The organism is Spiroplasma sp. ChiS, assembly GCF_002968355.1.
In the GTDB taxonomy this organism is placed as follows: Bacteria; Bacillota_I; Bacilli_A; order Mycoplasmatales; family Mycoplasmataceae; genus Spiroplasma; species Spiroplasma citri.
Genome location: NZ_PUUH01000173.1, coordinates 1 through 11,850, shown reverse-complemented (window position 1 = coordinate 11,850; position 11,850 = coordinate 1). Strand labels below are relative to the sequence as shown.

The following is an 11,850-nucleotide window of genomic DNA, read 5'->3' as shown; positions in this document are numbered from 1 at the left end:
AAACTAAATATATTGATTTTAATTTTATACATTTTAAAGAAAAATTACTTGAAAATGAAAAAATAAAAATTTCTTATTCAGTTTTGTACAACTTAATGTCTCTAAATCAAATAAAATCTCCTAGAAAACAGAAATTAAGAAAAAAAGATAAATCACATCCTTTAAGAGAACGCCACAAATATTTTGGGGAATTATTACAAGCTGATGCTAGTGAACATTTATGACTAGGAATAAATCATCCTAAAATATTTTTACATGGTGCTATTGATGATGCAACAAATACAGTTGTTGGATTATATTTTGATTATCAAGAAACCTTAAATGGTTATTATAATGTTTTATATCAAATTTTAAAAAACTATGGTATTCCTATGACATTTTATACAGATAAGCGAACAATTTTTACTTATCAAAAAAATAATAGTAAAAACGAAGAAAAAAACACCTTTAATCAATTCAGCAGATGCTGTAATGAATTAGGTGTCGAAATCATAACTACTTCAATTCCTCAAGCAAAAGGTCGAATTGAACGGTTATGAGGTACTTTACAAGATCGTCTAAAAAATGAATTAGGTCTTGCAAAAGTAACTACTCTTGAAGAAACAAATAAGTTCTTAAAAGAATTTCTGCCTAAATTCAATAAACACTTTGCTCTTCCCATTGATTATAATAATTCTGCTTTCGTTGATGCACCAGAAAGTGACAAAATTAATTTACTTTTATCAATAACTTCAACAAGAAGAACAGATAATGGATCATCAATTAGTTTTGCAAATAAAAAGTACTTAGCTTATGATAATAAAAAACTAAAAGTTTTTAATTCAAAAACAAATGTTACAATAATTAATGCATTTGATAAAACATTGTATCTTAAGTATGAAAACAAAATTTATAATCTATTAGAATATATTCCAACAGTTAAAAATACAGAAAAAACATTACCAAAATAAAGCTCATAAACCCAAATCAAATCATTCATGAACTGAAAGATATACTATGAAACAATTATCAATTAAATAAATTTACGAAATTTTAGCTAGATATTGACAGTAGAATTAAAATAACATATAATAAATAAAATTTTGCTAAGAACTTTGTAAGTTCTTAGCAAACGCATAACATTTTTTTCTTTTTCTATAGTTAATTGGTTTTTAAATTATTAATGATGATAAGCAATACTAATATTTTTTGGTTTAATTTGTAACGAATAACTTAATTCTTTCATAATTGCTTCATTAATTTCAACTGTTAAATCATTTAAGTTTTCTTTTGCAATTACTTTTCCACTAATATAAATGTGCAATAATGAATTATCAATCATTCGACATTCAACTTTATCCACAAAATATTGATGGGTCAAATCACGGATTGCATATAAAATAATTTTTTTAATTGTTAATAAACTAACAGCAATTGTTCCACGATGGTTACTTTCAATTATTAATTCATTAAAATTATTATTCATCTTCAATCTCTCCTTTTATGAATTATTAAAATTAAGCACGTCCGGAATATTTTCCATCACTAGTTGAAACAGTAATAACTTCCCCTTCTTTAATAAACAAAGGAACCTGTAATTCTAATCCAGTTTCTAGCACTGCTTTTTTCATTGCTCCAGAACTAGTATCACCTTTTACTGCTGCTTCTGCCTCAGTTATTGTTAAATCCACCTTATCTGGTAAAATAATTTCCAATACTTCACCATCATATTTTGTGACAGAAGCCATTACTCCCTCTTTTAAAAAGTTTTTTTCTCAAACTAAATTAGTTGATGGAATTTCTAATTGCTCATAAGTTTGCGTATCCATAAAGATGACATTGGTACCATCATCATATAAATATTGCATTTCAACCTTGTTAATCATTGCTTTTTCAACTTTATCACCACCAGTGAAAGTAATATTTGTTGTTGCATTACTTCGCAAATTTTTAACTTTTGTTTTAACATGTGCTTGCCCACGACCTGATTTTGAATGTTGTGCTTCAATTACGATGTAAATATTACCTTCATATTGAAACGTTAATCCTGGGCGGAAATCGTTTACACTAATCATCTTTTTCTTCCTTTTCTATTTATCGTAGTTTAATTATATCTTAATTTTAAACAGAAAGTTATTAAAATTAATAAAAAGGAGAAAATTTCTTTTAAGCAAATTTTCCCCAAATAATTTTAATTTTATAAAATTGTAATATAACCTAAAAATTAATAATATTTTCACCACGATATCGGTTTGAAGTTGACACTGCCTTAATAATAACACGGTCAGTTGTTTTACTAATTAAAAAATGACATGCTGAGAAATAAAATGTTGGATTTAGGACTGCAAAGTAAGTCATCATATCTTCAACTGGTAAGGTTTTTAACACTTTTTTTCATAATTAAAGGTAATGGTATCTAATGCAAGTGGTTCTGTTTGATATAATGTTACCGAAATAATATTAGTTTTATCAGCAAAATGAATACTATTCTTATTAGCAATAATTTGCACTCATAACAATGCTGTCTTTGCTCCGCCACTTGCTAGTGGTTGTCATGGCAAATCAGTTCAAGATTTTGAAATTAAATCCTTATCATAATAAATAAATTTTAAGTCCTCACTTGCAATTTCACCACGATATCGGTTTGTTTCTAGTGCATCATAAATTGCATTTTGAAACATCGTTTCAGTTACTTTTGCGGTTGGCTGTTGTTTTTAAAAAACAGGAATTAAAGCTAATTCACTTTTAAATAAAAATAACGAAATTTTACTACGATCACGAGTTTCAATTTTTGCACAACTAACAACAGTAGCAAAAACACTAACGACCATAAAAGCCATAAAAGATGTTAACAACTTTTTCATATTAATAATCCTCCCTAAAGGCGGCATAATCAGTTTGAATAATTGCTAATTGATGTTGGTAACGTTTTTCAATAATTTGACGTTCTTGCGTAGTTAGTAAATAAGGATTTAAAACCATTCCTCAATGTTTATATTTTGAACTACCATATCCAATTGTAACTTGTGTTCGTGGTGTTACATATGAAATTCGAATTTGATATGAACCATTTGGAACATAAACTGGAATAAACATAAAATTAGTATAAATGGCATTAAATTCAACTTCAGCAAAACTTCGATAACGATCAGCTAAACGAGTTGGATCAGTAATTTCATCACTTGTTGCTACTTGGTTAGTATAATTTTTAAAAACATTATAAAAATCTTCAATTGCTGTTGTATTTTTTAAAAGATTTCAATATGGATTATTCAATTGATCCTTAATTGTTGCATAATCTGGAGCACGATTATTTGTTAATTTTAGGTCACTAAAAATCCGTGAAGTTCCAAAATAATATTGTAAATCACCACCTAAGGAAAAGGTATGTAAATAAGTATACGGGTCTGCATAATCAGGGGACCATCCTCCTGCTTGCATATCTCAATCTGCTTTTTTACGACGTGTTACATATTCTGTGGCATCAACAGTAATATCTGGAATAATTTTAATCACATCATTTTCAGCGTTAAATGAGTCAATCATATTTAATAAAAACTTATTAATTGTTAATGTTCATGCACCATTCATTAAAAAACGAAATTCAACTTGTGAAGAACCAATATTTGTTTGTAATCAATTACGAATATCATCTAAAATATTATCATTATTTTCTAATAAATCTTTGTTACGATATAAAGCATCACTACCATCTTTTAACAATTGACTAGCAGCCATCACATTACCATTTAAAAAATGATTTGCATATGCTTCTTCAACATATGACGCATAATCAACATTCCCATTATAAACAAAATAACGTGCTGTATAAACATTTCGTAAAAACTTGGAAGTTGGTGAATCATCTAGAGCTTCAGAATAATATTTAACAAATTTACTACGGTCTAATTGGGTTGATAAATATTTTCGAATTTTATCATATTGTAATGCCTTACTTGCATTTAATGCTTGTTTAGCACGAGCTGGATTTGAATTTAAAACATCACTATTCGCATAATTATTAATAATCGTATATGTTGTTGGATCAGGATTAATAATACTTGATGCACCACTGAAAATTGGATTAGCAGGATTAGAACCAACATATTTCTTTCAACCGTTACTATCTGTTGGTTCAACTAGAAAATCATTGACGTCACCTGATTCAAATAAAACATGTTCACGCGAAACATCGTTATTTGCTAAATAAGTATAATTTAATTTATCAATGTATGTTAATTTCGCATGTCGATAAGCAGGGTTTTTTCGTAATAAAATTTGTGAAGTTGAACTATATTTTTCAACTAAATATGCCCCTGAATACCAAATATTTTTATAATTAGTCCCATAATTATAACCTTGTCGTAATGCCTTTTCTGGTAATGGCGCAAAAGCTAAATAAGTCATTAAAGTATCAAAATATTCTGCTGACTTTGTTAATTTAATGGTAATTTCATCATCACTATCATTAATTGTCATTCCTAATTTTTTTCAAATTGGATCATTATAATAATCTGGTTGATAATTACCTGCTTGAAAATACTCCCAAATTTCTTGTGCACCACTAATAAAAGTTCGCCATAATCCTGATGTTGCCGATAAGTTTTTTGGAAATAAAACAAATTTAGCAGTATTAATCATATCACTAGCTTTAACTTGTCGCTGAAAATTACCTTGATAATCAAATCATTTTGCTTGAGGTGAAATTTTATATTTTCATTCACTTTGATCAGCATTAGGAATTCCAACATATTTTGATGTTTTATCCTTTTGTTCAGCAAGATCACCAAAACTACGATTATATTTATCAGTTGCTACTAATGTTCCAAGAACATCAGCTAAAATTTTATTATCTTCACCTAGCATTGTTGATGCACTTGACCAAGATGTTAAGGGAAATTTAAAAATAGAGCGAAAAACATTATCGGTAATTAAACGATTTGCTAATTGGTCTAAACTAATTTCACACGAAATCACTAATGGTGTTACTGTGGTTATTACGGTAAAACTAGCAAAAAACGCCAATTTCTTTTTGAACATCGTTACCCCTCCTTTCTGTCAATTGCCATAGCAAGTTTAGTTTTTGCCGCAGCAATTTCACGTGAATTCCCAAATAAATAGTGTCCCGTTTTAATTTCCGTAAACTCTGGTAAATCAAATAAATAATCTCAATGTTCTTTTTCTGGTTCATAGATGAAATGAACCTTTTCTTTTTCATAATTTGGATTAGGCATTGGTATTGCTGATAATAACGCACGAGTATATGGATGTAATGGATTAATAAATAACTCTTCAGCACTTGCTAATTCAACAAGTTGACCATGATAAATAACAGCAATTCGGTCAGCAATAAAACGCACAACCGATAAATCATGAGCAACAAAAATATAAGTTAAATTATATTGTTGCTGAAATTTTTTTAATAAGTTTAAAACTTGGGCTCTAATTGAAACATCTAATGCGGAAATTGGTTCATCAGCAATAATAAATTGTGGTTTCATAATTAATGCTCGAGCAATACCAATGCGTTGTCGTTGTCCTCCTGAAAATTCGTGTGAGTAACGTGATAAAAGTTCTGGTAATAATCCAACTTCTTTTAAAATGCTTAAAATTAAGAAATGTTTGACATCATGATCTTTAATTTGTTCTAACTTTAATGGTTTTTCATTTTTTCCTAAATTATTGTTATAATAAGTTAAATACAACTGGCGAGCAGTAGCATTTTGATATAATTCAGGAAAATTTGTTAACCCTTCCCCAATAATTTCTTCAACCGAAATTCGATCATTTAATGATGAAGATGGATCTTGAAAAATCATTTGAATTTTTTTCTTTTGTAAACGATTTTCTCTCCTTGTTGGTAATTTAAACAATTCAGCATTTTTAACAATTTCATCAATTAATGGTAAATCTAACAAATCTAACAAACGATTAGAAGCAACAATGTCAGATGTTGAATATTTATATTTTTTACCTACTCATTGATAATATAATTTAATTGTTGTTTGATCACGAAAAACCCCATGGCGTGCTAAATATGATAAATCAGCAAGGATCGCTTGTTGCTGTTCTACTGTTGCATTTTTATTAACTAAAGTCATTAATGTTTCTTTTCATTCATTATTTGGTAATGCTGCCAAACTTGTTTTCAAATTAGTAGTGGTTGCTAATTCATTTAATGTTTTAGCATTATCTGCTGTTGCAATATTTATCATTAAAGCACTAGTTTGATATGCTTGTTGCAATGCAACAATTGCTTGTGCATTTGCTTGCGGTTCTAATTCTAATTTTTGTAATTCCTTTAAATATGCCTTTTCAAAATCACTTTTGAAAACATTAAAACGTTTATTATAACCTAAAATATACTTTTTTCGTTTTCCCTTAGGAACAAAAAGAATAAAAGCCGCCCGTTGATTTTTATGCAAAAAATGAACCTCATCTAATAATTTAGTATGAATTGACAATAATTTTGCTAATTGTTCAAAAGAAGCATTATAATATTTTTGTGCTTGTTCTAATACAAGATTTTCTTTTAAAGCATTACGATTTTCTTCTAATTTTAAAAGAGTCTTATAAATTTGATGCCCTAATAAAATACTTCTTTCAATAATTTCAATATTTCCACGGACACGTCCTTTGATTTCTTCTTCTAAGTCAAGAGATAATGATGGAATTCATTCGTGTAAATTATCCATAAAACGAAAAATTCGTTGATAAGCTTTTAACATATCTTTTAATAAAATTAAATTATGTTCATACATTTCTTTTACTAAGGTAAAATGATTATTACTATGATTAAAATTTAATAAATCAACTTTCTTTAATCCAAGGTCAGTTGTTACTAAATATTGTTTATTTTCGTAAGGTATTAATTCCTTTGTATTAACAACATATTTTTTATTTTCAAAATAACGATAATAACTAATTTTTAAATTATTAATATAATTACTTAAATGTTTATTTAATAACATATTATTATTCTGCAATAATCGTAGTTTTTCATTAATATCTAAATTAATTTTATATAATTGTGGTGGTTTTCCCCAAATCAAATGTCGGTCCATATAAATCGTTCCGTCTTTAATTGGTTGTACACCAGCAATGGCACGACCAATTGTCGTTTTACCACTCCCTGATTCACCAACAATACTAAAAATTTCCCCGCGGTAAATATCAAAATTTGCTCATTTAACTGCATTTACTTTTTTATTTTTTTGGCGAAATTGAATTAACAAATCGCGAACCATAATAAACTGTTCTTGTTCGTTTTTGTTCATCTTAATCACCTACCTTTGTATCATTTTTAATTTGTTCTAATTGTTGCAATTGTTTTGGTTTTGTTACTTTCGCAGCTCGTGGATCTAATAGTCAAGTTTTTGCATAATGCGTTTCACTTACTTTAAACATTGGTGGTTCTAATAAATAATCAATTTTCATCGCATGCTGATTACGAGGAGCAAATGGATCCCCATATACTTTTGCAAATAATGATGGTGGTGAACCAGGAATTGAATAAAGATCTTCACCTTTTTGACCAAATTGCGGTAAAGAAGATAATAGCGCTCAAGTATAAGGATGTTTCGGATCAAAAAAAATGTCATTTACTGTTCCATATTCAATAATTTGACCAGCATACATTACAGCAACCCGATCAGCAATATTTGCGACAACACCTAAATCATGGGTAATAAAAATAACAGTAAATTTATATTCTTTTTGTAACGATTTAATTAAATCAAGAATTTGCGCTTGGATTGTAACATCTAAGGCTGTTGTTGGTTCATCACAAATCAAAACTTTTGGTTGACAAGCTAAAGCAATTGCAATAACTACCCGTTGGCGCATTCCGCCCGAATACATTCCCGGAATATCATGATAACGTTTTTTAGCCTTTGGAATTCCAACTTTTTCTAATAATTCAAGCGCTGTTTTTTTGGCCATTGCTCGTGATAATTTACGATGTTTTCGTAATACTTCTGAAATTTGAAAACCAACTGATAATAATGGATTTAAAGATATCATTGGATCTTGGAAAATTGTTGCTATTGTTGGACCACGTAATTTACTAATTTGTTTTGCCGCTTTTAATTTATTAATAAATTCAAAATTTTTAATTAAATTTCATTCTTCATAAACATTAGTAAAATTATTAGCATTTAATGGTTCACCAATAACCATTAACTGATTTAATTTGTTAATACGATAACGAATTCCATCGGTATAAGTTTTTTTACTAAAATAAGTTTGAATTTTACTAAATTCTGTTGGTGGAGGAATAATTCCTTGTTCAAAATATTTTTTTAAAAACTGGATATTTTTCCCTAATAACCGTTTTTCTCTTCAAGTTAATTTTTTAATTTTATCAATTTCATTATTATAATCAACAATTCAACTTTGTAAAAATTCAATCTTTTTTTGTTTTAATTCAGGGTTTAACAACATCTCTTGTTGATTTTTATATTCTTTTAATTGTGCATTAAGTTTTCCTATTTTATTATTAATTCGATTGGAATGACTAAAACCAATTTGTTTTTTTAATACTTCAATTTTATTTCGTAAAGCAACAATTGCTGCTTGTAAATTAGTTAATTCTAAACTATTAATCATTTTTATTTTTTGTGTTGTTCTAATAATTCGTTTTTTATTATACTTTATAATATTTTTTTGTAGGCTGTTATCTAATAAAATTTTATGAAAATCAACTAAATGAACTGGTTTTCGAAAATATACGAAATCATCCGCTAAAATATTTTTCGAAGGCGAATAAACTATTGAACCATTACTAATTCATCCGTTACTTTCTAACATATTAGTAAATGTTTTGGTCATAACTGACTTGCCACTTCCCGACTCACCAACAATTGCTAATGTTTCACCATCATAAATATCAAAAGAAATATTTCGAATAGCAGTTAAAACATTACCACGAGTTTTAAATTTTATTATTAATTTTTTAATTGAAATAACAATTTCTTTTTCCATAAAGCAATTTCTCCTTTAATATGTCATTTTTATTTATAATGGTTTTTGGGATCTAATGAATCAGCAAATACTTTTCCAAATAAGAAAAATAAAACCGATGTTCCAGCAATAAAACAAATAGGAATAATTAATAAATGTGGATAATCTTGTCACTTACTAGATGCTAATACTTCATTTAAAATAAATCCTAATGTCGTATTTTCACGTCCTTGTACAAAACCAAAGTTAAAGTAATTTAATGTTAAATCAATTGCAATAGCCATTGGAACAGCAAAAGATGCTGTTTGAATAATTAATGGTAAAATTCGTGGCATAATATTTTTTGTCACAATTTTTGGTCCTGATGTTCCTAACATTTTTGAAGCAAGATTATATTCTGTATTTCGAACTAAAATAATTTGTACCCGAATAACCTCTGCCAAAGTAATTCAACTAGTAAGTGATACGGCAAAAATGATGACTGGCATTGTTTTACCTAAAGCAAAAATAATAATTAATCATAAAATTAATGTTGGTACTAAATTTAGAAATCGTGTAATTTCAATAAATAAAATATCAAATTTTTTATAAAACCCTCAAATTGCACCAACAATAACCCCAATTAAAATTTGAATTAAGGCAATTATTAATGTAAATAACAAGGTAGTTCGCATTCCAATTCAAATTTTATCTCAATAATTCTCACCATTCATTCCCAGTCCAAATAAATAAGTTGCATTTGGAGCTAAAGGTTGTTGATAATTAGGAATTGGTAAATCAGCAGGTAACGGATTCGCGATTTTACCAATTGGAACAATTGCTGTTAATAAGACAATTGCAAGTAATAATAATAAACAAACAATAAATGTTTTTTTAGCAATTAAAATTTGACCAACTACTTTTCAATAACGATATGATTTCGTTGAAATTCGTTCATTCTCTTCTAGTTGTGGCCCAACAATTTCAAATAAACTTGGATCTAAATTATTGATATCATAATTTTGAAAATCAAGTAACTCTTCATCTGTAACTCTTCGCATCATCTTGCTCCTCTCTTTATTTTGTTAATTTTACTCGTGGGTCTAATATCGCCATCATAATATCCGATATTAAACTAGTAGCAATTCCAACCGTTGCTGTTAATAAAATATATCCCATAACAACAAAAGAATCCTTGTTTCCAACTCCCGACACAATAAATTTACTCATCCCTGGAATTGCTCAATTTTGTTCAGCAAAAATACTTGCTCCAAAAATTGTTGTTACAAAAGCTGCTGGTAATAACCGAAAAATTCGAATCCCCGCATTACGGAAAATATGAATATAGAAAATATAACGATTAGTCATTCCTTTTGATAGTGCAAACTTAGTATAATCGGCTGTCATTTCATCAATAACATATCGTCTTGTATTAATGACAATTGGTGGTGTTATCATTAAGAAAATTGCAAAAACTGGTCAAAACTTAGTATCAAAAGTTCCCGAGCTAAATAAACCATGAGCATAAAAAAAATTAATTGAAATTAAATAAATCCCTACAACTAAAACAACTGGTGGAATTGCTAAAAAGATAATTGAACCAGCATTAATGGTATTATCAACACCACGTTCTTTATTTTTTGCAGCAATGATTCCTAACGGCACACCAATTAAATAAGCTAACAAAACAGCGACTGACCCAAAACCAAATGAATATGGAATTGCTCGTGCAAAGATACCTGATACTAATTCTCCTGGCTGTGCTACTGCTGTTGAAAAAACAACTCCTAAATAAAATCATGTTGTAACTTTTTCACCAACTAACTCACCAGTTATTGGATCAAAAGCGCTATTAACAATTATTGTTTTTTTAATAAAAGGCATAATATTTCGCAAATATGTTCCTAATTGACTTCAAATTGAACCATATACCCCAAAAATTTTCATTTTTTGTTCAAGCAAAGCATTATATTCTGGTGTACCTGACAAAATATTTAATTTATCAATATCAATATCTTTAATATAAATATCATCGGGAGTTACTAACCGTAATAAAATAAAAATTACACAAATTGCTAACAACAAAGTAATAATTGCAAAAAATATTCTTTTTAATGAATAACCTATTAATGGAAAACGATCAAAAAATTCCCGACGATGATGATTAATAATTGCCATTTTATATTTGGGAGTTACTAACCGTAATAAAATAAAAATTACACAAATTGCTAACAACAAAGTAATAATTGCAAAAAATATTCTTTTTAATGAATAACCTATTAATGGAAAACGATCAAAAAATTCCCGACGATGATGATTAATAATTGCCATTTTATATTTCATTTCAGTAAAAAGTGATGTTCGTTTATTCAACTTTTTATTAAATAATGTGCTTAAAATAAATTATTCAAAAATAGGGTAGTATATATTATTTTGAGGTTTTTAATAAAATTAAGTAATTAGAAACAAATTATGTTTTGCTTATGAGTAAATGATAACAAAATTTATAAAAAAATCAACTTTTTTAAAAATATAATTTTTAATTGAATAAATAATTTTATAAAATTATGGATTTTGACACACTAAAAAGTACTTTTTAAAGTTATTACTAATTTTAAAAAGTTTTTTATTTATAAAGATAAAAATTGATTTTGAGATTGATTTAATTTAAAAATATTAAATTCAATTTTTTCTTTATTTTTATTAATTTTAACTTCATTAATTCTGCTATTAAGTCTTAACATTGAAGCAATTAACATTACTAATTTTAAAAAGTTTTTTATTTATAAAGATAAAAATTGATTTTGAGATTGATTTAATTTAAAAATATTAAATTCAATTTTTTCTTTATTTTTATTAATTTTAACTTCATTAATTCTGCTATTAAGTCTTAACATTGAAGCAATTAACATATTATTAAATGTTTCTTTA

11 protein-coding genes and 1 pseudogene are annotated in these 11,850 nt (G+C 27.3%); 1 reads left to right on the top strand and 11 read right to left on the bottom strand.

Annotated elements, in window-relative coordinates:
• Positions 1–1,020, top strand: a pseudogene (locus tag C6B38_RS04955) (ISNCY family transposase); the annotation flags it as partial.
• A gap of 139 nt (positions 1,021–1,159) precedes the next feature.
• On the opposite strand, the gene C6B38_RS04950 reads toward C6B38_RS04955, so the two are convergent.
• The 11 genes from C6B38_RS04950 to C6B38_RS11920 form a co-directional block, all read right to left on the bottom strand.
• Positions 1,160–1,465 (bottom strand): MMB_0454 family protein, encoded by a 306-nt coding sequence (locus tag C6B38_RS04950; RefSeq protein WP_004028711.1) that lies wholly within the window; start codon positions 1,463–1,465, stop codon positions 1,160–1,162.
• 31 nt (positions 1,466–1,496) lie between these two features.
• Positions 1,497–2,054, bottom strand: a complete 558-nt coding sequence (gene efp, locus C6B38_RS04945) for an elongation factor P (RefSeq protein WP_105298867.1) — start codon at positions 2,052–2,054, stop codon at positions 1,497–1,499.
• A gap of 142 nt (positions 2,055–2,196) precedes the next feature.
• A complete protein-coding gene (locus tag C6B38_RS11155) occupies positions 2,197–2,367 on the bottom strand; it encodes a hypothetical protein (RefSeq protein ID WP_233485545.1) in 171 nt (56 codons plus the stop codon).
• Entirely contained in the window at positions 2,361–2,660 is a 300-nt protein-coding gene (locus tag C6B38_RS11150) for a hypothetical protein (protein WP_233485544.1), read from the bottom strand. The genes C6B38_RS11155 and C6B38_RS11150 overlap by 7 nt, the downstream gene beginning before the upstream one ends.
• A 33-nt stretch (positions 2,661–2,693) precedes the next feature.
• Positions 2,694–2,843, bottom strand: coding sequence for a hypothetical protein (locus C6B38_RS11145; protein ID WP_233485543.1), 150 nt, complete (start codon positions 2,841–2,843; stop codon positions 2,694–2,696).
• Position 2,844: 1 nt separating this feature from the next.
• Complete coding sequence (locus tag C6B38_RS04935) at positions 2,845–5,019, bottom strand: ABC transporter substrate-binding protein (RefSeq protein WP_105298866.1); 2,175 nt, start codon at positions 5,017–5,019, stop codon at positions 2,845–2,847.
• Between the two features lie 2 nt (positions 5,020–5,021).
• Complete coding sequence (gene oppF / locus C6B38_RS12070; RefSeq protein WP_105298865.1) at positions 5,022–7,256, bottom strand: oligopeptide ABC transporter ATP-binding protein OppF; 2,235 nt, start codon at positions 7,254–7,256, stop codon at positions 5,022–5,024.
• A gap of 1 nt (position 7,257) precedes the next feature.
• Positions 7,258–8,961 (bottom strand): oligopeptide ABC transporter ATP-binding protein OppD, encoded by a 1,704-nt coding sequence (gene oppD, locus C6B38_RS12065; RefSeq protein ID WP_105298864.1) that lies wholly within the window; start codon positions 8,959–8,961, stop codon positions 7,258–7,260.
• 29 nt (positions 8,962–8,990) lie between these two features.
• Complete coding sequence (gene oppC / locus C6B38_RS04920) at positions 8,991–9,980, bottom strand: oligopeptide ABC transporter permease OppC (RefSeq protein ID WP_105298863.1); 990 nt, start codon at positions 9,978–9,980, stop codon at positions 8,991–8,993.
• Between the two features lie 16 nt (positions 9,981–9,996).
• Positions 9,997–11,250, bottom strand: coding sequence for an oligopeptide ABC transporter permease OppB (gene oppB / locus C6B38_RS04915; RefSeq protein WP_233485542.1), 1,254 nt, complete (start codon positions 11,248–11,250; stop codon positions 9,997–9,999).
• A 299-nt stretch (positions 11,251–11,549) separates the two neighbouring features.
• Entirely contained in the window at positions 11,550–11,678 is a 129-nt protein-coding gene (locus tag C6B38_RS11920) for a hypothetical protein (RefSeq protein WP_255401075.1), read from the bottom strand.
• Positions 11,679–11,850 lie beyond the last annotated feature (172 nt).